This is a genomic window from Nocardioides sp. S5 (assembly GCF_017310035.1).
Classification (GTDB): domain Bacteria; phylum Actinomycetota; class Actinomycetes; order Propionibacteriales; family Nocardioidaceae; genus Nocardioides.
In genome coordinates, this window is record NZ_CP022296.1 from 2,694,265 (window position 1) to 2,716,767 (window position 22,503).

Here is a 22,503-nt window from a genome sequence, read left to right on the forward strand (position 1 = left end):
CCAGTCACTGATCGAGGATCCGCCGAGGCGGACGGCGCCGCGCGGCGAACCGGTCGTCGGCGCGGCTCAGCAGGAGCGGCATGCCGAAGGTCTCCGACAGCGTCTCGGCGGTGACGACGTCCTCCACCGGTCCGGCGTCGACGACACGGCCCTCCCGCAGGAGCAGGGCGTGGGTGAAGCCAGGCGGGATCTCCTCGACGTGGTGGGAGACCAGCACGGTCGCCGGCGAGTCGGGGTCGAGCGCGACGTCGGACAGGGTGGCGACGAGGTCCTCGCGACCTCCGAGGTCGAGCCCGGCCGCCGGCTCGTCGAGCAGCAGCAGCTCGGGGTCGGTCATCAGCGCGCGGGCGATCTGCACCCGCTTGCGCTCCCCCTCGCTGAGGGTGCCGAAGGTCCGCTCCAGGAGGTGGGCGGCACCGACCTCGGCCAAGAGGTCGGCGGCGCGGTCGTGGTCGAGGTCGGCGTAGTGCTCGCGCCAGCGGCCGACCACTCCGTAGGAGGCGGAGACGACCACGTCCCTGACCAGCTCGTCCCTGGGGATCCGGTCGGCGAGCGCGGCACTGGTCAGCCCGATCCGCGGGCGCAGCTCGAAGACGTCGGTGGTGCCGAGCACCTCGTCGAGGATCCCGGCGACCCCGGAGGTCGGGTGCAGCTGGGCCGCGGCGACCTGGAGCAGGGTGGTCTTGCCGGCGCCGTTGGGGCCGAGCACCACCCAGCGCTCGTCCTCCTCGACCTCCCAGCTCACCTCGTCGAGCAGCAGCGCGCTGCCACGGCGCACCGTGACTCCCGCGAACTCGATGACGGCGACCACGTCGTCACCCTATCCAGCAGCGGCCGCGCTGCCGGGCCGGACACGTCGGTCGTGCGCGCCCGAGTAGCCTCGCCCCGATGTCGACCGCCTCCCCCGGCCACGTCCCGGCCCTGCCCCACTCCGCCACGCTGGCGTGGTGGCTCACCGCGTGGCTGCGCGGGCACGAGCAGACCGACCACGTCCTCGACGTGTTGGCCGAGGACACCCACCTCCTGGAGGGCGGCTCGGCGCTGGACCTCCTCGTCCGCACGCGCGCCAGCGGGGCGACGTACGCCGGACTGGCGCTGCCGGTCGACGGCGACCCACTCGGTCTGGGCGGGCCGCGAGCCTTCAACGCCGCGGCGCTGGAGTCCGGCCAGGCCGTCGTCGCCGGTGGCCTGGGTCTCGTGCCGGTGGAGCAGGGCGAGACGGTGCAGTGGCAGGTCTTCGAGGCCGGCCCGCGCCAGCTGCCCGACGTGGGCGAGGCCGACCGCGGGCTGAGGGAGACGCTGGTCTCCACCGCCGGCGAGCTCGCCGACCTCGACGTGGCGAAGTGGCGGCCCGAGGCCGCCGACGCCCTGATGAACCTCCACCACCGCCCCGCCCTCGAGGCGCCGCTCGGCACCCCGCCGCGGTGCGCGGACCTCGCGGCGCGCGGGCTCCAGGCCTGGGCGATCGTGGACCTCGCGCTCGACGACGACGGCGGCGCGCTGTCGTCGTACGAGGTGGAGCGCCGTCGCGGGCTGCTGCAGCCCCTCGGCCGCGCCGCGCGTCGTGCCGTCGTGGCTGCCTGCTCGCCCCAGGTGTGGCCGCCCTAGGGACCACGCCCGTCGCGCGTGACACGCGGACCGATCGGCGGACTCCCCCGCGGCCCGGGCACCTGCCCGACTAGCCTTCCACCACCATGGAAGACGAGCCGAAGACCCTCCTGGTCACGCTCACGGGCAAGGACCGTCCCGGCGTCACCTCCGCGATGTTCGCCGCGCTGGCCGCGGCCGGTGTCGAGGTCGTCGACATCGAGCAGATCGTGCTGCGACGCCGGCTGGTGCTCGGCATCCTCGTGACCGCGCCGCGGGACTGGAAGAAGCTGCGCGACGTCATCGTGCGCACCGCCGAGGAGCTCGACATGAGCGTCGAGGTCGAGCGGGGTGCCGGCGACAACCGCAGCCGCGCCGGCGACCGCTCGCACATCACCCTGATCGGCAACCCGCTGCGCGCCTCTGCGATGTCGGCCATCGCCGGGCGCATCGCCGACTCCGGTGCCAACATCGACAAGATCGAGCGGATGGCGCGCTACCCCGTCACCGCGATAGAGATGCACGTCTCCGGTGCCCCCGCCGACCGGCTCCGCCCACTGCTCGCCGCCGAGGCGGTCAAGCAGGGCATCGACCTCGCGGTGCAGCGCGACTCGCTGCACCGTCGCGGCATCCGGCTGATCGTGATGGACGTCGACTCCACCCTCATCCAGGGCGAGGTGATCGAGATGATCGCCGCGCACGCCGGCCAGGAGGCGGAGGTGGCCCGGGTGACCGAGGCGGCCATGCGCGGCGAGCTCGACTTCGAGCAGTCCCTGCGCCAGCGGGTCGCGCTGCTCGCGGGCGTCCCTGTCTCGGCGCTCGAGGAGGTCTACTCCTCCATCGTGCTCGCGCCCGGCGCCCGCACGATGGTGCGGACCCTCCGCCGGCTGGGCTACCGCTTCGCGATCGTCTCCGGCGGCTTCACCCAGATCACCGACCGGCTCGCCGAGGACCTCGGCATCCACTTCGCCCGGGCCAACGAGCTCGAGATCGTCGACGGCGTGCTGACCGGGCGGATCGTGGGTGACGTCGTCGACCGCGCGGGCAAGGCCACCGCGCTGCGCGAGTTCGCCGCCGAGGTCGGCGTACCGCTCGACGCGGTGATCGCCATCGGTGACGGCGCCAACGACCTCGACATGATCAACGCCGCCGGGCTCGGCATCGCCTACAACGCCAAGCCGATGGTCCGCGACGCCGCCGACACGGCCGTCAACGTGCCCTACCTCGACGCGATCCTCTACCTGCTGGGCATCTCGCGCGAGCAGATCGAGGACGCCGACGCGGCCGTCGGCATCGTCACCCCGGCGCCCCCGCTGGAGGAGAGCCGCTGAGGGGTCGCTCGCCGAGCGCCACGCAACCACCGACCTCGTCGTCGGTGACGACGTGCGTCGCCAGCCCCGAGCCGGCCATCGCAGCGATCGTCAGGTCGGACTGCGCGGCGCTGGTCTCGACGAGCAGGACCCCGCCGGGTGCCAGCCAGTCCGCCGCACCGGCCGCGAGCCGCCGGTGCAGGTCGGCGCCGTCGGGTCCGCCGTCCAGCGCGACGATCGGCTCGTGGTCGCGCGCCTCGGGCGGCATCGTCGCGATCCGGCCGGAGGGGACGTACGGCGCGTTGGCCGCGATCACGTCGACGTGGCCGAGGAGGCGGTGCGGCAGCGCGTCGTAGAGGTCGCCGAGGTGCAGGTCCGCGCCCTGCGCGTTGGCGCGTGCGCACGCCAGCGCGTCGGTGCTCAGGTCCGCGGCGTGCACCTCCGCCCCACGTTCGTCGAGGACGGCCGCCACCGGGGCGACCCCACAGCACATCTCGACGAGCACGGGTGGCCCCTCGTCGGCGCTCCGTCGGTCCGCGACCTGCGCGAGCGCCAGGCGGGCCAGCAGCTCCGTACGACGCCTCGGGACGAAGACACCGGGGGCGACCACGAGCCGCCGGCCGAGGAACTCCACCCACCCGAGCACGGCCTCCAGAGGCTCGCCCGCGACCCGTCGGGCGACCAGCGCCTCGAGCTCGACGGGCGTCGACGTCGCGGCCTCGAGCGCGGCCGCCTCGTCCTCGGCCCAGACGCACCCGGCGGCGCGCAGGCGCGCCACCACGAGCGGATCGGTCATCCGTGGCCGGGGTGGAAGGCCTCGATGCGACCGGTGCCCGGGTCGAGGTCGGTCCAACCGACCTCGACGGTGAAGACCGCGAGCGCGGACGTGGGGAAGCCGCGGGTGACCAGGCCCGTGGTGGCCTCGACCTCACCCTCCCCGTCGTCGATCAGCTCGGCGATGTAGGCCATCGTCGGGTTGTGCCCGACGACCACGAGCGTGCGCACGTCCGCGTCGACCTCGCGGATGAGGTCGAAGGCCGAATCGGCCCCGGCCGCGTACAGCGCGGCGGAGAAGCCCGCCTCGACGTCCCACCCTGCCGCCTCGGTGACGTGCTCCCAGGTCTCGCGGGTCCGCAGCGCGTCCGACACGAGCGCGGCGTCGGGCTCGATCTCGCGCTCGCGAAGCCACTGACCGACCTGCTGCGCGTCTGCGCGTCCACGGGGCGCGAGGCCCCGCTCGTGGTCCGAGGGGGCTGTCGCCACCGCCTTCGCGTGCCGCATCACCACGAGCCGTCGCATCTCGTCTCCCCTCGACTGCTGCATCCGTCCACCCTTCCAGCCGCTAGCCTGCCTGTCATGCCCAACGGACCACTCATGATCATCGGTGGTGCCGAGGACAAGGTGCGCAAGCCGACCATCCTCAAGCACTTCGTCGCACTCAGCGGGGGTCCGGATGCGCGCATCGCCGTGATCCCGACCGCTTCGTCGCTCGGACGGGAGGTGGTCGACGTCTACGACGCGCTCTTCACCAAGTTCGGCGCCGCGCGCGTCGACGCCGTACGCCCCGAGTCGCGCGAGCAGGCCCACGACCCGGCACTGGTCAAGGCCATCGACGACGCGACCGGCGTCTTCATGACCGGTGGCAACCAGCTGAAGCTGTCCTCGATCGTCTGCGGGACGCCTGTGGGCGATGCGATCCTGCGCGCCCACGAGCGCGGTGCCGTCGTTGCCGGCACGTCGGCCGGCGCCAGCATCCAGTCCTCGCACATGGTGGCCTTCGGGGTCGGCGGGGCCACGCCCAAGCAGCGGATGACCCAGGTCGCCGCCGGGCTGGGCCTGGTGGACGCCACCGTCATCGACCAGCACTTCGACCAGCGCAACCGCTACGGCCGGCTGCTGATGATCGTCGCGCAGAGCCCGCAGCTGCTGGGGATCGGCGTCGACGAGGACACGTGCGGCCTCATCGAGGACGTCGACGGCGACCTGGTGATGCGCGTCATGGGCAAGGGCGCGGTCAGCGTCTTCGACGGGGCACGCATGGTCTCCAACGCCCACGAGGCGACCCGATCCTCTCCCCTGCTCGCCAGCGGCGTGGTCTTCCACGTCCTGCCCGAGGGCGCGGTGTTCAACCTCACCACCCGCACGCTGCTGCAGCAGGAGCAGGCCGTCGACCCCGAGGACGCCGACGAGCTCGCCGAGGCCGGGCGCGACCTGCGCCAGCTCGCCCGCGACATCGCCGCGGCCGACGCGACGCCCGCCGCGATCAGGCGCCGTCTCAAGCTGAGGCGTACGCCCCGCCCGTCCGACACCACGCCCCCACCCCCGAGGGAGACCGCTGATGAGTGAGCGCCCGACACCGGACCTGGAGATCGTCGAGACCCGCGTCTACCGCGGCGCCAACGTCTGGTCCTACGACAAGTCGATCCACCTCGTGGTGGACCTGGGCTCGCTCGAGCAGTTCCCCACCCACACGATCCCCGGCTTCTCCGACGACCTCGTCGCCATGCTGCCCGGGCTGCGCGAGCACTCCTGCTCGCGCGGGCGTCGTGGGGGCTTCGTCGAGCGGCTCAAGGAGGGCACCTGGCTGGGCCACGTCGCCGAGCACGTGGCGCTGGCGCTCCAGCAGCTGGTCGGCCACGACATCCGGCGCGGCAAGACCCGCCAGGTCAAGGGCCGGCCCGGCCACTACAACATCATCTACGGCTACATCGACGAGAACGTCGGCCTCACCGCCGGTCGCCTTGCCGTCCGCCTGGTCAACCACCTCGTCGAGGGCGACCCCGACTTCGAGTGGGAGACCGAGCGCGACGACTTCATCCGCCGGGCCGAGCGCACCGCCTTCGGCCCGTCCACGCAGGCCATCGTGGACGAGGCGGTCTCGCGCGACATCCCGTGGATCCGGCTCAACCAGTACTCCCTGGTCCAGCTCGGCCAGGGAGTGCACGCCAAGCGCATCCGCGCCACGATGACGTCGGAGACCTCCTCGATCGCCGTCGACATCGCCTCCGACAAGGACCTCACGACCAAGCTGCTCGGCGCCGCGGGACTGCCGGTGCCCAAGCAGGAGTCGGTGCGCTCGGTGGACGCCGCGGTCGCCGCCGCGCGCCGCATCGGCTTCCCGGTCGTGCTCAAGCCGCTCGACGGCAACCACGGCCGCGGGGTCTGCCTGGACCTGCAGGACGACGACGACGTACGCGCTGCGTTCCCGATCGCGGAGGGCCAGTCGCGCCGGGGCAGCGTCATCGTCGAGTCCTTCGTCACCGGCAAGGACTACCGCTGCCTGATCATCGACGGCCGGATGGTCGCGATCGCCGAGCGCGTGCCCGCCTCCGTGACCGGTGACGGCACCTCGACGGTCGAGCAGCTCGTTGACCTCACCAACGCCGACCCGCGCCGCGGCGTGGGGCACGAGAAGGTGCTGACCCGGATCAAGCTCGACGACGCCGCGATCGAGGTCTTGGCCGACCAGGGCCACACGCTCGACTCCGTGCCCGCCGAGGGCGAGATGGTCAAGCTCGCGCTGACCGGCAACATGTCGACCGGCGGCATCTCGATCGACCGCACCTTCGAGGCGCACCCGGAGAACGTCGAGATCGCCGAGGAGGCCGCCCGCATGGTCGGGCTCGACATCGCCGGCATCGACTTCATCTGTCCCGACATCACCGAACCGGTGCGCGAGACCGGCGGCGCGATCTGCGAGGTCAACGCCGCTCCCGGGTTCCGGATGCACACCCACCCCACCATCGGCGAGCCGCAGTTCATCGCCAAGCCGGTGGTGGACATGCTGTTCCCGCCGGGCGCGACCTCGCGGATCCCGATCGTGGCGGTGACCGGCACCAACGGCAAGACCACGACGAGCCGGATGATCGCCCACATCTTCAAGGGCCTCGGGCGCAAGGTCGGCATGACGTCGACCGACGGCGTCGTCATCGACGAGCGCCTGGTGATCCGCGCAGACGCGTCGGGACCGCGCTCGGCGCGGATGGTGCTGCAGAACCCCCGCGTGGACTTCGCCGTCTTCGAGGTGGCCCGCGGCGGCATCCTGCGCGAGGGTCTGGGCTACGAGCGCAACGACGTGGCCGTGGTGCTCAACGTGCAGCCCGACCACCTCGGCCTGCGTGGCATCGACACCGTCGAGCAGCTCGCCGACGTCAAGGCCGTCATCGTCGAGGCGGTGCCGCGCGACGGCCACGCCGTCCTCAACGCCGACGACCCGCTGGTGCGCGAGATGCGGCGCAAGTGCTCGGGGCAGGTCGTGTGGTTCTCCATGGAGGAGCCCGGCACCGAGGTGCGCGACATGATCGACGCCCACTGCCGCCGCGGTGGCAAGGCGATCGTGCTCAACCCGACCGAGCGCGGCGAGATGATGGTCGTCCAGCACGGTCGGCGCGAGATGCAGCTGGCCTGGACCCACCTCCTCCCCGCGACCTTCAGCGGCCGTGCCCGGATGAACGTCCAGAACGCACTGGCCGCCGCCGCTGCCGCGTTCGCCGCCGGCGCCCCGCTGCACGACATCCGCCAGGGTCTGCGGACCTTCTCGACCAACTACTACCTCTCCCCCGGCCGCCTCAACGAGGTCGAGGTCAACGGCGTGAACGTGATCGTCGACTACTGCCACAACGCACCTGGCATGAAGATGCTCGGCGACTTCGTGGACCGCGTCGGCGAGTCGCTGGAGTCCTCGCACGACCTCGCGCGCCCTTCGCGCATCGGCATCATCGCGACCGCGGGCGACCGCCGCGACCAGGACATGCGCGAGCTCGGCCACATCGCCGCCCAGCACTTCGACGTCTGCATCGTCCGCGAGGACGTCGCCCTCCGCGGACGCGAGCGCGGCGCCACCGCGGAGCTGGTGCTCGAGGGCGTACGCACCGCGATGGACGAGGGCGCCCGCTGCAAGCAGGCCGAGCTGGTGGTCGAGGAGATCGAGGCCGTACGCCACGCGATGAGCCGCGCCAACCGGGGCGACCTGGTCGTGGTGTGCGTCGACAAGCACGCCGAGGTGATGGCCGAGCTCGAGCAGTGGTCAGACGTCGCGCAGGCGGGCTCCGTCGCCAACCCCGACGCTCCGTCCGCCGACCCGGACTACACCCCCCAGACGGAGTCCTGAGTGCGGATCCTCGACCTGGCGGACCTGCCGCACCGCCCGATCGAGGCGCACGGCAGCCGCAGCTTCTCGGTGGGCGCCTTCGGCATCTGCGCCGACGCCCACCTGGTCGCCGTGTCGCTGACGCCCGGCGGCACCATCGGCCGTCACCCGGCGGTGGGCCGCCAGCTGCTGGTCGTGCTGTCGGGCGAGGCCGAGGTGGCGGGCGCCGAGGGGACCGTACGCCACCTCCGCGCCGGCCAGGCCGCCGTCTGGGAGCCCGGTGAGCTGCACGAGACCCGGTCGCCGGGCGGCATGTCAGCCATGATCGTCGAGGGTGACCTCGACATCGGCGCCCCCGGCGAGCAGGTGGACCCCGGCGACGTCTGAAGCGGTGCGGGAGACATCTTCCGCGGCCGCAGAAACCTGTCTGAGTCACCGCTCCGCGGAGCGGGGTCAGCCCTCCCCGGCCGCCCGCACCTTCTGCGAGAGCGTCTCGGCGCTGTCCGGGGTGCCGCCGTGGGCGGCGAGCCAGTCGTAGGCCTCCTGGCGCTCCGCGTGGCACATCAGGCCGACCACGTCGCCCGGACGTGCACGCTCCACGAGCGCGGCGAGGCAGGCGACCTCGGTCTCATAGGTGTCGATGTCGGTGACCCCCACCCGTGCCGCACCCGCGCGCAGCAGGGCGTCGATCTCGTCCATCGTCCGGCCGCGGAGGTACCACTCCTTGTGACCGATCGCGACGACGTCGCTGCCCTTGGCGCCGATCTCGCCGAGCGCGTCGATCAGCTCGTCGGTGCGGTCACCGACGGCGCCGAGGCCGAGCAGCAGGCGCGCACCGGGACGGCGTACGCCGCCCATGATCTCGAGCAGCGCCTCCAGCCCGGCCTCGTTGTGGGCGAGGTCCATGACGACGCTGACGTCGCCGGGCAGGGAGAAGAAGTTCATCCGGCCCGGGTTGTGCTCGGCGTCGGGCAGGAAGGAGCGCAGTCCGGCGACCACGTCGGCGCGGTCGAGCCCGATGGCGAGGGCCGCGGATGCGGCGGCGAGGGCGTTCTCGATGTTGAAGCGCGACAAGCCCGCCAGCGTCATCGGGACGTCCACGAGCTCGACGAGCGGGTCCGGGTCGGCGCCGGGCGTCAGGACGGTGATCCAGCCGTCGATCACCGTCGTCGCGCGACCGCCGCCGTGGCTCAGCACCTCGCGCACGGCGGGCGAGTCGGGGTCACGGCTGAAGATCCAGGGCTGGGCGCTGACCACGGCACGCATCGCGACCACCCGGGGGTCGTCGCCGTTGAGCACCGCCCAGCCGCCCTTGCGCGTGATGCGCGGGACGACGGACTTCACCTCGGCCAGCTGGTCGACGGTGTCGATGCCCTGGAGGCCGAGGTGGTCGGCGGTCACGTTGGTCACCACGGACACGTCGTTGCGGGTGACGCCGATGCCCTTGAGCAGGATGCCGCCGCGGGCGGTCTCGGTGACGGCGAGCTGGACGCCGTCGAGGGCGAGCGCGCGACCGGCGCCGGAGGGGCCAGAGTAGTCGCCGGCCTCCACCAGCACGCCATCGCGATAGATGCCGTCGGTGTTGGACCACCCCACGACGAGGCCGCTGGTGCGGGCGATGTGGGCGACCATCCGGCTCGTCGTCGTCTTGCCGTTCGTGCCGGTCACTGCCACCACGGGGATGGCCGGGGTGATGGTCGTGGGTCGGCTCCCGCGCTCCGCGGCCGCGACCTCCTCGGCAGCGGCGCTGACCGCGGCCTCGACGTCGGGGGTGGGCAGGGCGTCCAGCGCGTGCGCGACTGCCTCTCCGAGCGCGCGCGCACGGCCGCGGTGGCGCCACGGGAAGGCGACGACGAGCACGTCGGGGTCCGAGGTGGGGCGTACGCGCACTGCGAGGCGCCGGGTGCCGGCCTCGCTCGCGATGGCCCGCACCAGGCGCTCGACCGCGCGGAGCGCGAAGCGCTGTCGGAAGCCCGAGCCGGGCGCACCGGGGCGCGTCGTGCGCAGCCCGATGCGGCGCGCGAGGCGCAGCACCGCTTCGTCGCTGGCCTCGCTGATCGAGGACACGTCGAGGGTGAGCTTCACTGCAGCCCGCGGGAAGTAGAGGTTGGGGCCTTCGAGGATGCGCAGCTCGACGAGTGAGGTCACCGGTGGAAACTACCGAACCGTCGCGAGGCGGCTACAGCCCCATCGCGTGGAAGCCGCCGTCGACGTGCACGATCTCGCCCGTGGTCGCCGGGAAGAAGTCGCTGAGCAGTGCGCACACGGCCTGCGCGGTCGGGGCGTGGTCGGTCTCGTCCCAGCCCAGCGGCGCGCGGTCCTTCCACGCCGACTCGAGGTCCTCGAAGCCCGGGATCGCCTTCGCGGCGAGGGTCTTGAGGGGCCCGGCGGAGACGAGGTTGCAGCGGATCCCGTCGGGACCGAGGTCGCGGGCGACGTAGCGCGAGGTGTTCTCGAGCGCGGCCTTGGCCACGCCCATCCAGTCGTACGCCGGCCACGCGGTGGTGGCGTCGAAGGTGAGTCCCACGATCGACCCACCGCGGGACATGAGCGGGCGCGTGGCGACCGCGAGCGACTTCAGCGAGTAGGCGGAGACCTGGACGGCCTGCGCCACGTCCTCCCACGGTCCGTCCATGAACTTGCCGCCCAGGAGGGTCTCGGGGTTGCCGTAGGCGATCGAGTGCACGACGCCGTCGAGCCCGTCGACGTGCTCGCGGACCTGGTCGGCGAGGCCGGCGAGGTGGTCCTCGTCGGTGACGTCGAGCTCCAGCACGGGAGGCGTCTGCGGCAGCCGCTTGGCGATGCGCCGGGTGATGCCCAGGGCGCGGCCGAAGTTGGAGATCAGCACCGTGGCGCCCTGCTCCTGGGCGATCTTCGCGGTCGCGAAGCCGATCGAGCTGTCCATCGTCACGCCGGCGACGAGGATGCGCTTGCCGTCGAGGATTCCCATGTGCGTGTGCCTTTCGTGTGGCGTCGAGGAGCGGGTGGGTGCGTCAGTGGCCCATGCCGAGGCCGCCGTCGACCGGGATCACGGCCCCGGTGACGTAGGCGGCGCCGTCGGAGGCGAGCCAGGTGACCGCCGAGGCGACCTCCGCCGGTGAGGCGTAGCGCCCCAGCGGGACCTGCGTCTTGATGGCGGCCTTCTGCTCGTCGCTCAGCACGTCGGTCATGTCGGTCTCGACGAAGCCGGGCGCCACGACGTTGGTGGTGATGGAGCGGCTGCCCAGCTCGCGGGCGAGCGAACGGGCGACGCCGACGAGCCCGGCCTTGGAGGCGGCGTAGTTGACCTGCCCCGCCGAGCCGAGCAGGCCCACGACCGACGAGATGAGGATGATCCGGCCGCGGCGCAGGCGCAGCATCCCCTTGGCCGCGCGCTTGGCGAGCCGGAAGGTGCCGGTGAGGTTGGTGTCGATGACCGACGACCAGTCGTCCTCGCTCATCCGCAGGAGCAGGGTGTCCTTGGTGATGCCCGCATTGGCGACCAGCACCTCGACCGGGCCGTGGGCCTCCTCGACCTGCGTGAACGCAGCCTCGACCGCGTCGGGGTCCGTGATGTCGCACCGCACGTCGAGCGCACCCTCGGGCGCGCCGCCGTTGCGGGTGGTCACCGCGACCTTGTCTCCCTGGGCGATGAAGGCCTCGGCGATGGCGCGACCGATGCCGCGGTTGCCGCCGGTGACCAGGACGGAACGGGGGACGCTGGGTGCGGAAGTCTCGCTCACTCCGTCGACGCTAGTGATTACCGGGGGGTAGGCCGAAACCGACTACTCGTCCTCGAGGCGGAAGCCGACCTTCATCCCCACCTGGAAGTGCTCCACGGACCCGTCCTTGGCCTGGCCGCGGATCTGGGTCACCTCGAACCAGTCGATGTGGCGCAGGGTCTGGCCGGCACGCTCGATGCCGTTGCGGATCGCCTGGTCGATGCCGTCGGGCGAGGTGCCGACGATCTCGGTGACGCGGTAGGTGCGGTTGGACATGGTTCCTCCTGTACGACGGGCAGCCGGGCGCCGCTGTGGGGTGCGACACGGCCCGTGGATTGTGGAGCCTAGCGACGTACAGTGGAACGCATGGCCGACTCTGACGTCGTACGCATCACGACGGCACGCAGCAGCGCCGCGGACGACATGAAGCTGCGCAAGCGCCGCTACGCGTGGTCGATGTCGATCAGGCTGGTCTGCTTCCTCGCCGCGGTGATCGTCGGGTCCGGCGTGTTCATGTGGCTCCTGATCGCCGGCGCGGTGTTCCTTCCCCTCTTCGCGGTGGTGATCGCCAACGCCGTCGACCAGCGAGACGACGGATTCACCCTGCCGTCCGGTCCGTCGGCCCCTGAACTGACGGCCGGCGAGCGTCCGGACTGAGGAAAAAAAGTCCGGCAACTTCTGCTCGGAAGGTTTGGTTTTCACCGACCCTCGTGGAATGATCTTCCTCGCGAGCGCAGCATCCCCCGTCTGTGTTCGCTTCCGAGGTGCCGGACAGCTTCCCCCCGTGGCTGTCCGGCACCTCTACATTTGTCCCCTCCCACGCCCCAGAGAGGTCGCCATGGATCCCGATCGTCCCATCTGCTCGGCGAAGGGGTGCCAGGCCGACGCCGTGTGGGACCTGCAGTGGAACAACCCGAAGATCCACACCGCCGAGCGACGCAAGTCGTGGCTGGCGTGCGAGGACCACCGCGGGTCGCTGTCGGACTTCCTCGGCGCGCGCGGCTTCCTGAGGGACGTCGTCGCGCACGAGCACGGCGCCTGACGCACCGCTTCCCGGCGGGGGCCTATCGGCTCAGGCGGTGATCGCGGTGCCGGTGGTGGCGGCCGCGACCAGCCGGTCACGCAGTGCCACGACCTCGGCCACAGCCGCCAGGAAGCGTGTGGTGCTGTCGCCCACGTGCAGGTCGTCGAAGTAGTGGTGGCGCATGGCCACGCGGTCGAGGTGACGGGTGTCGTGGTCGAGCCGCTCGGCCAGCAGCGCGGTGAGGCCGTCGACGTTGGTGTGGTCGACGACGTCAGCGCAGTGGCTGATCGGGACCTCCTGCCGCAGCGACTCCGTGTCGCCGTGGCGGTCGGTGAGGAAGATCGGCTTCTCGGTGTGGAGGTAGAGCCAGTCGAGGCCGACCGAGGAGACGTCGGTGACGATGGCGTCGCACCCGGGCATCACCGCCAGGATGTCCCCGTTGAGCACCTGGGTGTGGCCCGCAGCGGGATCCGCCTCCGCGGCGTCACCGACGAGCTCCATGATGCGCTGGTGCGCGGTGGCGATCGCGGGGGCAAGGCTCGTCGTCACCTTGGGGTGCGGCTTGTAGACCAGCCGGACGTCGGGAACCGCGAGGATCCTCCGCACGATCTTCTCGCCGAAGAGATCGACCGAGGTGTAGTCGTTGTAGTCGGCGTCGCCCTCCCACGTCGGGGCGTACATGACCGTGCGGCGCGGACTCGGCTCCAGGAGCGGCGTACGCGGCAGGTCGAGCTGCGGGCGACCGATCCGCACCAGTCGGCCGGCGTCGAAGGCGAGGAGGCCGGTGAGGTAGCGCTCGACCGCCGCGCCACCGGCGACGAAGACCCGGTCGTAGGCCTTGGCGTTGTTGCTCGCCATGGACTGCTTGTCGCTCTCGCCGTGGTTGATGTGGACGTGCAGGCGGCGGCTGTCGAGGAGCGACTCGACGTTGAGGACGGAGTTGTTGCAGTAGAGCACGACCTTCGCGTCGAGCGCGGCGTAGAGCTCGGTCAGCTCGGGGAAGGTCGGGGCGGTGAAGACCTGCAGGCCGGTGCGCGCCGCCACCAGGTCCGCGGAGTCGGGGTCGCGGAGCACCAGTCCCACGCGGTGGGAACCGTCGAGGATCTCGAGGACCTCCAGCCACTGCACGAGCTGGTAGGTCCTGGTGGGGTCGCCTGCGAAGTAGGCGATCACGTGCACGTCGTTCACGAGCAGATTCTAGTCGCCCGCAGGGCAACGGCACCCACTTCGCCGGTGGATGTGGACCGTCTCAGCCGCCGATGGCGGACATCGGCCGGTCGGGCTGCAGGAAGGTGACGTCGTCGATGCCGTGGCCGGCGCGCTTGCCGAGCATCGCGATCACCCAGCGCTCGGCGATCTCCTGGTCGGTGGCGTCCGAGCGCAGGGCCGTGCGCAGGTCGGACTCCTCACGGGCGAACAGGCAGTTGCGCACCTGGCCGTCCGCGGTGAGGCGCACCCGGTCGCAGTCGCCGCAGAAGGGTCGCGTGACCGAGGCGATGATGCCGACGGTCGCCGGTCCACCGTCGACGTCGAAGAGCTCGGCGGGGGCGCTCCCGCGCGGCTCGCCGTGCGGCGTCAGGGTGAACTCGTCGATGAGCTGGGCGTAGATCTCGTCGGCGGTGACCATCGCCTCACGGCTCCAGTCGTGCTGGGCGTCGAGCGGCATCTGCTCGATGAAGCGCAGCTCGTAGCCGTGCTCGATGCTCCAGTGCAGCAGCTCGGCGGCCTGGTCGTCGTTGGTGCCGCGCAGCAGGACCGCGTTGAGCTTGATCGGGCCGAGCCCGGCGGCCTTGGCGGCCTCGAGGCCGGCGACCACGTCCGCGAGCCGGTCACGGCGGGTGATCGTCGCGAAGGTCTCGGGCCGGACGGTGTCGATGCTGGCGTTGATCCGGTCGAGGCCGGCGTCGGCCAGCGCCTGCGCGGTGCGGTTGAGGCCGAGGGCGTTGGTGGTCAGCGAGGTCTCGACGCCGAGGGCGTGGGTGCGGGCGACGATGTCGACCAGGCCGCGCCGCAGGAGCGGCTCGCCGCCGGTGAAGCGCACCTCGCGGATCCCGAGGCGCTCGACCCCGATCGTGATCAGGCGCACCACCTCGTCGTCGGTGAGCGTCTGGTCCGTGGGCAACCAGTCGAGGCCCTCGGCCGGCATGCAGTAGTTGCACCGCAGGTTGCACCGGTCGGTCAGGGACACGCGCAGGTCCGTGGCCACGCGGCCGAAGCGGTCTGCCAGAGGTGTCGTCACACCCACCACCCTAGCGAGGCACCCCCCACGCGCTCAGGACGCGCCGGATAACCTCGTCCCGTGCACAAGCTGCGGTTCCTGGTCTCACGCCGCTGGGTCGCCTTCGCGCTCGTGGTCGTCTTCCTCGGCTGGGTCGCCTGGCGCCTCGGCGAGTGGCAGTTCGACCGTCTCGAGGAGCGCCAGGACCGCAACGCGACCATCGAGCGCAACGAGGAGGCCGGCGCCGACCCGATCCTCGAGGTGATGGCGCCTGGGCGCGACGTCACCCGCGACACGGAGTGGCGGATCGTGGAGGCCACCGGCACCTACGCCGTCGAGGACACGGTGATCGTGCGCTACCGCACCCGCGAGGGCGCCGCAGGCGTCGACGTCGTCGTCCCCCTCGAGCTCCCCGACGGCTCCAGCGTGCTGGTCGACCGCGGCTGGTTCGGCACCGACAACCGGGGCGCCACCTCCGAGGACGTGCCCGAGCCGCCGGCCGGCGAGGTGACGATCACCGGCTTCGTGCGCCAGGACGCCGAGGGCGACAGCACCCAGGTCAGCGACCAGTCCACGCGCGCGGTCAACAGCGGCGAGATCGCCCAGGCGCTCGACCGCGAGGTGCTCGGCGGGTGGATCGACCTGAGGACCGAGTCGCCCGAGGCAGCGACGCCGCTGGCCCCGGTCGAGATGCCCGAGCTCAACGAGGGCCCGCACTTCTTCTACGGCCTGCAGTGGTGGTTCTTCGGCGCGCTCGCGATCTTCGGCTTCTTCTACCTGATGTACGACGAGTGGCGCGGCGGGCGCGGCCCGTGGGGCAAGACCCGTGACGAGGGCGCCCGGTCCGGCGCCGCCGCCGAGCGTGCGCCTGCGTCAGAGATCGCGCAGGAGCCCGCCGTCGACCGGAAGCATCACGCCCGTCAGGAATGACGCCACGGGCGAGAGCAGGAACGCAGCGACCGCCCCGACCTCCGCAGGCTCGCCGTAGCGCCCCAGCGGGATGCTCGCCTCCGCGGGCCGGGGTCTCGCGGTCGGCGTTGTCCGCCACGACGGCCACGGCGGCCCGAAGCGGCCCGACAGCACCACACGGGCACCCTCGGCGACGAGCGCCTCGGCGCTGGCGCGGCCCAGACCGCGAGCCCCTCCGGTGACGATGAGGACGCGGTCGGCCAGACGGAGGTCCATCTCACGAGCCTAGCCAGGGACGTCGACGCGCTCCTCGCGGAACTGGGTCGCGTGCAGCGTGGCGTAGAGGCCTCCCGCAGCCAGCAGCTCGGCATGGGTGCCCTGCTGGACGACCCGGCCGTCGTCGAGGACGAGGATGAGGTCGGCGTTGCGGACCGTCGAGAGGCGGTGGGCGATCACGAGGGACGTACGCCCCTCGAGCGCGGCGTCGAGGGCCTGCTGGACGGCAGCCTCGGACTCGCTGTCGAGGTGCGCGGTCGCCTCGTCGAGGACCACGATGGCGGGCGCCTTCAGGAGCAGCCGCGCGATCGCCAGGCGCTGGCGCTCGCCACCACTGAGGCGGTAGCCACGGTCGCCGACCACCGTGTCGAGCCCGTCCGGCAGCGACCGCACCAGCGTGGCGATCTGCGCCGCCTCCAGCGCCGCCCACACGTCGGTGTCGTCAGCGCCGGGGCGGGCGTAGAGCAGGTTGGCCCGGATGGTGTCGTGGAACATGTGCGCGTCCTGGGTGACGTAGCCGACCACGTCCTCCAGCGACTGCAGGGTCACGTCGCGCACGTCGTGGCCGCCCACCCGCACGGCGCCGGACTCGACGTCGTAGAGGCGTGCGACGAGGTGGGTGACGGTCGTCTTGCCAGCACCCGACGGACCGACGAGGGCGACCATCTGTCCCGGCTCGGCGGTGAACGTCACGTCGTGGAGCACCTGCCCGGTGTCGCGCGACTCGGTGCGCGCCACGGTCTCGAGCGAGGCGAGCGAGATCTGGTCGGCGCGGGGGTAGGTGAAGGCGACGTGGTCGAACTCGAGCTTCGAGGCGCTGGGAGCCAGCGCGACGGCGTCGGGCTTCTCCTGGATCAGCGACGGCAGGTCGAGGACCTCGAAGACCCGGTCGAAGCTGACCAGCGCGGTCATCACGTCGATGCGCACGTTGGAGAGCCCCTGCAGCGGGCCCAGCAGGCGGGTCAGCAGGACGCCGAGGGCGACGATGGTGCCGACGGACAGGTCGCCCCGGATCGCGAGGTAGCCGCCGATGCCGTAGACGAGCGCCGTGGCGAGCGACGGCACCAGCGTCATCGCGGCGAAGAAGATCCGGGTCAGCAAGGAGATCCGGATGCCGAGGTCGCGCACGACTGCGGCCTTCTGCGCGTAGGCCACGTCCTCGACGTCGCGGCGGCCGAAGAGCTTGAGCAGCATCGCGCCGCCGACGTTGAAGCGCTCGGTCATGGCGTTGCCGAGGTCGGCGTTGCCGTCCATCTGGGCGCGGGACAGGTCGGCCAGGCGCGCGCCGACGAGGCGCGAGGCGATCAGCAGGATCGGGAAGAGCGCCAGGCACAGCACGGTCACCGGCCAGCTGAGGAAGAGCATCGTCACGCCGACGACCACGGCGGAGATGACGTTGGAGACCGTGCCCTGGAGGGTGGAGGTGAAGGCGCGTTGGGCACCGATCACGTCGTTGTTGAGCCGGCTCACCAGCGCACCGGTCTGGGTGCGGGTGAAGAACGCGAGCGACTGGCGCTGGACGTGGGCGAACACCTGGGTGCGGAGGTCGTAGATCAGGCCCTCGCCGATGCGGCTGGAGAGCCAGCCGGTGATGAGCCCGAAGCCGGAGTCCACGATCGCGACGAGCGCGACCAGCAGGGCCAGCCACACCACCAGCGAGGTGTCGCCGGAGCTGACACCGTCGTCGATGATCATCTTCAGCAGCAGTGGCGGCGCCACGACCAGCGCGGCGTCGACCACCGTCACGGCGAGGAAGCCCGCGATCAGCCGCCGGTGCGGCCGCGCGAAGGTCAGGACCCGGCGCAGCGTGCGGCGCTCGATCTTGTTGTCGACGACGCTCCGGTCACTGCGCAGGTGCCGCCACGGCGGTCCTCCCGCTCCCGGTCCCATCGACATGTTGTTCTCTCCCTCAGCCCGTCCGACGCAGGCAGAACGCCCGCATCGACCCCAGTGTTCCTGAGGGGTACGACGATCAGCCGGCGAGGGCGGCCGCGACGGCGCGGAAGCGGCGTACCTGCGCCTCCCGCTCGAGGCGGCGCTGCTCGTCGAGGTCGCGCTCGCCGGCCCCCTGGAGCAGCCCCTTGGTCTCGGGGACGACACCGGGCATCGGTGCCGCAAGGGCCGCGGCGAGGTCCGCGACCGCGGCGTCGAGGTCGGCGACCGGCACCGCGGAGGTCGCCAGGCCGATCCGCACGGCCTCCTCGGCCGTCACGACGCGCGCGGTGGCGCAGATCTCGAGCGCGCGGGCGTAGCCGACGTGCTCCACCAGCGGCTTGGTGCCGGTGAGGTCGGGCACCAGACCGAGGGCCGACTCCTTCATGGAGAACTTCGCGTCGTCGGCCACCACGCGCAGGTCGCACGACAGCGCGAGCTGGAAGCCGGCGCCGATGGCGTAGCCGCGGACCCTGGCGATCGAGACGAAGCGCGGGTCGCGCAGCCACGTGAACCCGCCCTGGAACTCGTCGATCCGCGCCGAGGCCTCCTCGTCGCTGAGCGCGAGCAGGCCGACGACGCTCTCCTGGCCCGACGTCGACGGGTCGAGCATCGCCCGGTCCAGGCCCGCGGAGAACGTGTCGCCCTCCCCCGTCACCACCACGACGCGTACGTCGTCGGGCAGGGTGCGCCCGATCTCGCCGAGCGCGATCCACATCGCCGGCGTCTGCGCGTTGCGCACGTCGGGACGGTCGAGCGTCACGGTCGCCACCGGACCCTCGATGTCGAGGCGGAGTCCGACGGCGGCGAGATCTGCGGGAGTCATGCCCCGAGGTTACTACTCGCGGGTAACCTCAGGCGAGCGACACCAGGTCGGCGTAGTCCTCGTTCCACAGGTCCTCGTCGCCGTCGGGCAGCAGGAGCACCCGGTCGGGGTCGAGCGCCCGCACCGCGCCCTCGTCGTGGGTGACGAGGATGATCGCGCCGGTGTAGCTGCGGATCGCGTGGAGCACCTCCTCGCGGGAGGCGGGGTCGAGGTTGTTGGTGGGCTCGTCGAGCAGCAGCACGTTGGCGCTGGAGACGACCAGGATCGCCAGCGCCAGGCGGGTCTTCTCCCCGCCCGACAGCACGCCGGCGGGCTTGTGCGCGTCGTCACCGGAGAAGAGGAACGAGCCGAGCACGGATCGGGCCTGGGTGTCGGTGAGCTCGGGCGCCGCGCTGTGCATGTTCTCCAGCACGGTGCGGTTGACGTCGAGCGTCTCGTGCTCCTGGGCGTAGTAGCCCATCTTGAGGCCGTAGCCCGGAACGACCTCGCCGGTGTCGGGCTGGTCGACGCCGGCCAGGATGCGCAGCATCGTGGTCTTGCCGGCACCGTTGAGGCCCAGGATGACCACGCGGCTGCCCCGGTCGATCGCGAGGTCGACGGCGGTGAAGACCTCGAGCGAGCCGTAGGACTTCGACAGCTCCGAGCCCATCAGCGGCGTCTTGCCGCACGGGGCGGGCTCGGGGAAGGCGATCCGCGCCACCTTGTCGGCTGCACGCTCGCCCTCGATGCCGGCCATCATCTTCTCGGCACGCTTGAGCATCGACTGCGCGGCCTGGGCCTTGGTGGCCTTGGCGCGCATCTTGTTGGCCTGGTCGGTGAGCACCTTGGCCTTGTTCTCGGCGTTGGAGCGCTCGCGCTTGCGGCGCTTCTCGTCGTCCTCGCGCTGGGTGAGGTAGTTGTGCCAGCCCATGTTGTAGACGTCGATGACGGCGCGGTTGGCGTCGAGGTGGAAGACCTTGTTGACGGTCGCTTCGAGCAGGGCGTTGTCGTGGCTGATGACCACGAACCCGCCGCGGTGGGCCTTGAGGAAGTCGCGCAGCCACACGATCGAGTCCGCGTCGAGGTGGTTGGTGGGCTCGTCGAGCAGCATGATCTCGGCGCCCGAGAAGAGGATGCGGGCGAGCTCGACCCGGCGGCGCTGACCACCGGAGAGCGTGCCGATCGGCTGGGCGAGGATGCGCTCCTCGATCCCGAGCGCTGCGGCCATCTGCGCGGCCTCGGACTCGGCGGCGTAGCCACCCCCGGCGTGCAGCTCGGCGTCGGCGCGCGCCCAGCGCTTCATGCCGCGCTCGTGGACCTTGGGGTCGGGGTCGGCCATGTCGACCTCGGCGTCGCGCAGGCGGCGTACGACCTCGTCGAGGCCGCGCGCGGACAGGATCCGGTCGCGCGCGATCACCTCGGGGTCGCCGACGCGCGGGTCCTGCGGGAGGTAGCCGACCTCGCCGCTGCGGAGCACCTGCCCGTCGGCGGGGGTCCCCTCGCCGGCGAGGATGCGGGTGAGGGTCGTCTTGCCGGCGCCGTTGCGCCCCACGAGGCCCACCTTGTCGCCTGCGGCGATGCGGAAGGTGACGTCCTCCATGAGGAGCCGCGCGCCGGCTCTGACCTCGAGCTTCTGGGCGGTGATCATCGGGCCACATCCTACGAAGGGGTGGAGGCAGGAGCCCCATCGGCGGCGCAGGCGCTAACCTGCGCTGAGGTCGCTCCGACCGTCACGACCTGCGGAAAGGCAACCCCCATGCGCTTCAACCCGAAGGCCCGGCTCGACACCTCTCGCGTCCGCGAAGGTGGCGGCGGTGGCGCCTCCGGCGGTCCGATGCGCATCCCGCTGCCCGGCGGCACCAAGGCCGGTGGCGGCATCGGTGCGGTGCTGATCGTCATCCTCTTCCTCATCCTCCAGCAGTGCGCCGGCGGCGGGCTCCCGAGCCCGGGCGGCGGGACCTCGGCCGGCACCGACACCAGCCGGATGCAGGACAGCGAGCGCTACGCCAACTGCAAGACCGGGGACGACGCCAACTCCGACGAGGACTGTGCGCGCGTGGCGGTCGAGAACTCGCTCGTCGACTACTGGGCCGAGGCGCTGCCCAGCCAGTCGGAGACCCAGTTCTCCCCCGCGTCGATGACGACCTTCAGCGGCGCCGTCACCACCGGGTGCGGCCAGGCCTCCTCGCAGGTCGGCCCGTTCTACTGCCCGCCCGACCAGGGCATCTACCTCGACACCACCTTCTTCGCCGACGTCCTCGAGGGCCAGCTCGGCGGCCAGGGCGGCGACTTCGTCGAGCCCTACGTCCTCGCCCATGAGTACGGCCACCACGTCCAGAACCTGATGGGCACCATGGGCCGGGTGCGCACCCAGCAGGGCGCCGACTCCGACGCCGTACGGCTCGAGCTCCAGGCCGACTGCTACGCCGGGATGTGGACCGCGCACGCCGAGGACAGCGAGCTGATCACCCTCGACGACGGCGACATCACCGAGGCGCTCGACTCGGCCAAGGCCGTGGGCGACGACCGGATCCAGCAGAAGTCCGGCCAGGGTGTCGACCCCGAGGGCTGGACGCACGGCTCGTCGGAGCAGCGGATGGCGTGGTTCACCCGCGGCTACGAGGAGGGCTCGCTCGAGGCGTGCGACACCTTCTCGGCCAGCGACCTCTGAGCCGAGGCTGCCTCAGGCGAGCAGCGCCTCGATCTGGGTGACCTGGCGCTGCATCGCGCGGATGTAGGGCGCGACGCTCGGGTGGCGGAACTTGCCGGCCAGCGCCCCGTCACCCTCGGCGACCCTTGCGAGGGCCCAGTCCAGGCGCGTCAGGGCGGTGTAGACCGCCATCACGCGGGCGCCCGTCATGACCTGCTCGGTGGTGGTCAGGCCCGACGGCAGCGCGTCGACGTACGCCTCCACGAGGGGCTCGACGTCCTCACGGGTCGCGAGGGAGAGGTAGCCCAGGTCGGCGCCGACCGGTCCGCGTCCCAGGTGGGCCCAGTCGATGGCGATCGCTCCGTGATCCCCGGGCACCCGCCCGGGGATGTTGGCCGCCGACGGGTCGCCGTGCTGGGCGACCTGCGGCAGCGCGTCGCACCGGTCCAGCCAGGGCTCGCGGTGCCTCCAGAGGTGGTCGGCGATGTCGGCCACGGGCGTCCGGGCAAGGATGCGCCAACCGCCGCGCCGGTCCACCAGCGCGAGCCGGGTGCGGAGCTGGTCGCGGGCCAGCCACGGGTGCTCGCCCAGGTCGACGGCCGCGAAGCGACCGAGGCAGGCGGCCAGCCAGAGGCCGGGCGCGTCGTGGTGCTCGACGCGCTCGTGGACGAGCGTGACGCCCTCGTCGTCCTCCTCGACCCGTACGACGCCGGCCTCGCGCAGGCCCGGTGATCCGGCCACCACGCCGCTGAGGGCGACGTCGGCGGCGCGTCGCCAGTAGTTCACGTCACGCGGCGCAAGAGCACCGCCGGCGGCGTAGGGGTCCGGGGCCTGCAGCCGCTTGACCACCACGTCACGCCCGCCGATGCTGGCCGACCAGACCCCGGCGGTGGCCGGTCCCGCACCGGGGAGGGCTCGCCACCCGGGCTCGGGCTGCCAGCGGGAGCCGTCCATGGGCGCGAACCTAGCGCACCCCGCAGCCGCTGGGGCGCAGGATCGCGC

23 protein-coding genes are annotated in these 22,503 nt (G+C 72.0%); 9 read left to right on the forward strand and 14 right to left on the reverse strand.

Features of this window, described 5'->3' with window-relative positions; genetic code table 11:
* Positions 1 to 4: 4 nt before the first annotated feature.
* Positions 5 to 811: an ABC transporter ATP-binding protein gene (locus CFI00_RS13300; RefSeq protein WP_207081612.1), complete on the reverse strand. Its 807-nt coding sequence runs from the start codon at positions 809 to 811 to the stop codon at positions 5 to 7.
* A gap of 77 nt (positions 812 to 888) precedes the next feature.
* Between CFI00_RS13300 and CFI00_RS13305 the strand changes: the two genes are divergently transcribed.
* Positions 889 to 1,608 (forward strand): hypothetical protein, encoded by a 720-nt coding sequence (locus CFI00_RS13305; RefSeq protein ID WP_207081613.1) that lies wholly within the window; start codon positions 889 to 891, stop codon positions 1,606 to 1,608.
* Positions 1,609 to 1,694: 86 nt separating this feature from the next.
* On the forward strand, positions 1,695 to 2,918 hold the full coding sequence (gene serB / locus CFI00_RS13310) for a phosphoserine phosphatase SerB (RefSeq protein ID WP_207081614.1): 1,224 nt from the start codon (positions 1,695 to 1,697) through the stop codon (positions 2,916 to 2,918).
* Here the strand turns inward: serB and CFI00_RS13315 are convergent.
* Complete coding sequence (locus CFI00_RS13315) at positions 2,884 to 3,693, reverse strand: putative protein N(5)-glutamine methyltransferase (protein WP_207081615.1); 810 nt, start codon at positions 3,691 to 3,693, stop codon at positions 2,884 to 2,886. The genes serB and CFI00_RS13315 overlap by 35 nt on opposite strands.
* Entirely contained in the window at positions 3,690 to 4,220 is a 531-nt protein-coding gene (locus tag CFI00_RS13320; RefSeq protein ID WP_242532387.1) for a histidine phosphatase family protein, read from the reverse strand. Before CFI00_RS13320 ends, CFI00_RS13315 begins: the two co-directional genes overlap by 4 nt.
* A gap of 33 nt (positions 4,221 to 4,253) precedes the next feature.
* Between CFI00_RS13320 and CFI00_RS13325 the strand changes: the two genes are divergently transcribed.
* The 3 genes from CFI00_RS13325 to CFI00_RS13335 are packed head-to-tail and all read left to right on the forward strand — an operon-like array spanning position 4,254 to position 8,373.
* Positions 4,254 to 5,243: a cyanophycinase gene (locus tag CFI00_RS13325; RefSeq protein WP_207081616.1), complete on the forward strand. Its 990-nt coding sequence runs from the start codon at positions 4,254 to 4,256 to the stop codon at positions 5,241 to 5,243.
* Entirely contained in the window at positions 5,236 to 8,007 is a 2,772-nt protein-coding gene (gene cphA, locus CFI00_RS13330; protein WP_207081617.1) for a cyanophycin synthetase, read from the forward strand. Before CFI00_RS13325 ends, cphA begins: the two co-directional genes overlap by 8 nt.
* Positions 8,008 to 8,373 (forward strand): cupin domain-containing protein, encoded by a 366-nt coding sequence (locus CFI00_RS13335; RefSeq protein ID WP_207081618.1) that lies wholly within the window; start codon positions 8,008 to 8,010, stop codon positions 8,371 to 8,373.
* A gap of 66 nt (positions 8,374 to 8,439) precedes the next feature.
* Here CFI00_RS13335 and CFI00_RS13340 read toward each other — a convergent pair whose 3' ends face one another.
* The 4 genes from CFI00_RS13340 to CFI00_RS13355 are packed head-to-tail and all read right to left on the reverse strand — an operon-like array spanning position 8,440 to position 11,963.
* Positions 8,440 to 10,134 carry a Mur ligase family protein gene (locus tag CFI00_RS13340; protein WP_242532388.1) on the reverse strand — a complete coding sequence of 565 codons (1,695 nt, stop codon included), beginning with the start codon at positions 10,132 to 10,134 and terminating at the stop codon, positions 8,440 to 8,442.
* Positions 10,135 to 10,165: 31 nt separating this feature from the next.
* Positions 10,166 to 10,936, reverse strand: a complete 771-nt coding sequence (gene fabI, locus CFI00_RS13345) for an enoyl-ACP reductase FabI (RefSeq protein WP_207081619.1) — start codon at positions 10,934 to 10,936, stop codon at positions 10,166 to 10,168.
* 43 nt (positions 10,937 to 10,979) lie between these two features.
* Entirely contained in the window at positions 10,980 to 11,708 is a 729-nt protein-coding gene (gene fabG / locus CFI00_RS13350; RefSeq protein WP_207081620.1) for a 3-oxoacyl-[acyl-carrier-protein] reductase, read from the reverse strand.
* 42 nt (positions 11,709 to 11,750) lie between these two features.
* Positions 11,751 to 11,963 (reverse strand): dodecin, encoded by a 213-nt coding sequence (locus CFI00_RS13355; protein ID WP_129454388.1) that lies wholly within the window; start codon positions 11,961 to 11,963, stop codon positions 11,751 to 11,753.
* 90 nt (positions 11,964 to 12,053) lie between these two features.
* Between CFI00_RS13355 and CFI00_RS13360 the strand changes: the two genes are divergently transcribed.
* Both CFI00_RS13360 and CFI00_RS13365 read left to right on the forward strand, forming a co-directional pair.
* A complete protein-coding gene (locus tag CFI00_RS13360) occupies positions 12,054 to 12,344 on the forward strand; it encodes a DUF3099 domain-containing protein (RefSeq protein WP_207081621.1) in 291 nt (96 codons plus the stop codon).
* A gap of 181 nt (positions 12,345 to 12,525) precedes the next feature.
* A complete protein-coding gene (locus CFI00_RS13365; protein ID WP_207081622.1) occupies positions 12,526 to 12,729 on the forward strand; it encodes an acetone carboxylase in 204 nt (67 codons plus the stop codon).
* A 30-nt stretch (positions 12,730 to 12,759) separates the two neighbouring features.
* Here the strand turns inward: CFI00_RS13365 and CFI00_RS13370 are convergent, their stop codons facing one another.
* Together CFI00_RS13370 and moaA are read right to left on the reverse strand one after the other, a co-directional pair.
* Positions 12,760 to 13,899, reverse strand: a complete 1,140-nt coding sequence (locus CFI00_RS13370; RefSeq protein WP_207081623.1) for a CDP-glycerol glycerophosphotransferase family protein — start codon at positions 13,897 to 13,899, stop codon at positions 12,760 to 12,762.
* Between the two features lie 61 nt (positions 13,900 to 13,960).
* Positions 13,961 to 14,950 (reverse strand): GTP 3',8-cyclase MoaA, encoded by a 990-nt coding sequence (gene moaA / locus CFI00_RS13375; RefSeq protein WP_207081624.1) that lies wholly within the window; start codon positions 14,948 to 14,950, stop codon positions 13,961 to 13,963.
* Between the two features lie 60 nt (positions 14,951 to 15,010).
* Here moaA and CFI00_RS13380 point away from each other — a divergent pair, with 60 nt between their 5' ends.
* Positions 15,011 to 15,859 carry an SURF1 family protein gene (locus tag CFI00_RS13380; RefSeq protein ID WP_207081625.1) on the forward strand — a complete coding sequence of 283 codons (849 nt, stop codon included), beginning with the start codon at positions 15,011 to 15,013 and terminating at the stop codon, positions 15,857 to 15,859.
* On the opposite strand, the gene CFI00_RS13385 is transcribed toward CFI00_RS13380, so the two are convergent.
* From CFI00_RS13385 to CFI00_RS13400, 4 genes are all read right to left on the reverse strand, one after another.
* Positions 15,803 to 16,114, reverse strand: coding sequence for an SDR family oxidoreductase (locus CFI00_RS13385; protein ID WP_207081626.1), 312 nt, complete (start codon positions 16,112 to 16,114; stop codon positions 15,803 to 15,805). The genes CFI00_RS13380 and CFI00_RS13385 overlap by 57 nt on opposite strands.
* A 9-nt stretch (positions 16,115 to 16,123) precedes the next feature.
* Positions 16,124 to 18,010: an ABC transporter ATP-binding protein gene (locus CFI00_RS13390; RefSeq protein WP_207081627.1), complete on the reverse strand. Its 1,887-nt coding sequence runs from the start codon at positions 18,008 to 18,010 to the stop codon at positions 16,124 to 16,126.
* A gap of 76 nt (positions 18,011 to 18,086) precedes the next feature.
* Positions 18,087 to 18,872 (reverse strand): enoyl-CoA hydratase/isomerase family protein, encoded by a 786-nt coding sequence (locus CFI00_RS13395; protein WP_207081628.1) that lies wholly within the window; start codon positions 18,870 to 18,872, stop codon positions 18,087 to 18,089.
* Positions 18,873 to 18,900: 28 nt separating this feature from the next.
* Complete coding sequence (locus CFI00_RS13400) at positions 18,901 to 20,499, reverse strand: ABC-F family ATP-binding cassette domain-containing protein (RefSeq protein WP_207081629.1); 1,599 nt, start codon at positions 20,497 to 20,499, stop codon at positions 18,901 to 18,903.
* A 108-nt stretch (positions 20,500 to 20,607) separates the two neighbouring features.
* Between CFI00_RS13400 and CFI00_RS13405 the strand changes: the two genes are divergently transcribed.
* Positions 20,608 to 21,522, forward strand: coding sequence for a neutral zinc metallopeptidase (locus CFI00_RS13405; protein WP_207081630.1), 915 nt, complete (start codon positions 20,608 to 20,610; stop codon positions 21,520 to 21,522).
* A gap of 12 nt (positions 21,523 to 21,534) precedes the next feature.
* On the opposite strand, the gene CFI00_RS13410 is transcribed toward CFI00_RS13405, so the two are convergent.
* Entirely contained in the window at positions 21,535 to 22,455 is a 921-nt protein-coding gene (locus CFI00_RS13410) for a phosphotransferase (RefSeq protein ID WP_207081631.1), read from the reverse strand.
* Between the last annotated feature and the right edge of the window lie 48 nt (positions 22,456 to 22,503).

Excerpts from the sequence above, each read along its gene's own strand:
- CFI00_RS13305 (WP_207081613.1), top strand. The coding sequence starts at position 889 with ATGTCGACCGCCTCCCCCGGCCACGTCCCGGCCCTGCCCCACTCCGCC.
- serB (WP_207081614.1), top strand. The coding sequence starts at position 1,695 with ATGGAAGACGAGCCGAAGACCCTCCTGGTCACGCTCACGGGCAAGGAC.
- CFI00_RS13315 (WP_207081615.1), bottom strand. The coding sequence starts at position 3,693 with ATGACCGATCCGCTCGTGGTGGCGCGCCTGCGCGCCGCCGGGTGCGTC.
- CFI00_RS13320 (WP_242532387.1), bottom strand. The coding sequence starts at position 4,220 with ATGCAGCAGTCGAGGGGAGACGAGATGCGACGGCTCGTGGTGATGCGG.
- CFI00_RS13325 (WP_207081616.1), top strand. The coding sequence starts at position 4,254 with ATGCCCAACGGACCACTCATGATCATCGGTGGTGCCGAGGACAAGGTG.
- cphA (WP_207081617.1), top strand. The coding sequence starts at position 5,236 with ATGAGTGAGCGCCCGACACCGGACCTGGAGATCGTCGAGACCCGCGTC.
- fabI (WP_207081619.1), bottom strand. The coding sequence starts at position 10,936 with ATGGGAATCCTCGACGGCAAGCGCATCCTCGTCGCCGGCGTGACGATG.
- CFI00_RS13355 (WP_129454388.1), bottom strand. The coding sequence starts at position 11,963 with ATGTCCAACCGCACCTACCGCGTCACCGAGATCGTCGGCACCTCGCCC.
- CFI00_RS13360 (WP_207081621.1), top strand. The coding sequence starts at position 12,054 with ATGGCCGACTCTGACGTCGTACGCATCACGACGGCACGCAGCAGCGCC.
- CFI00_RS13365 (WP_207081622.1), top strand. The coding sequence starts at position 12,526 with ATGGATCCCGATCGTCCCATCTGCTCGGCGAAGGGGTGCCAGGCCGAC.
- CFI00_RS13385 (WP_207081626.1), bottom strand. The coding sequence starts at position 16,114 with ATGGACCTCCGTCTGGCCGACCGCGTCCTCATCGTCACCGGAGGGGCT.
- CFI00_RS13390 (WP_207081627.1), bottom strand. The coding sequence starts at position 18,010 with ATGTCGATGGGACCGGGAGCGGGAGGACCGCCGTGGCGGCACCTGCGC.
- CFI00_RS13395 (WP_207081628.1), bottom strand. The coding sequence starts at position 18,872 with ATGACTCCCGCAGATCTCGCCGCCGTCGGACTCCGCCTCGACATCGAG.
- CFI00_RS13400 (WP_207081629.1), bottom strand. The coding sequence starts at position 20,499 with ATGATCACCGCCCAGAAGCTCGAGGTCAGAGCCGGCGCGCGGCTCCTC.
- CFI00_RS13405 (WP_207081630.1), top strand. The coding sequence starts at position 20,608 with ATGCGCTTCAACCCGAAGGCCCGGCTCGACACCTCTCGCGTCCGCGAA.
- CFI00_RS13410 (WP_207081631.1), bottom strand. The coding sequence starts at position 22,455 with ATGGACGGCTCCCGCTGGCAGCCCGAGCCCGGGTGGCGAGCCCTCCCC.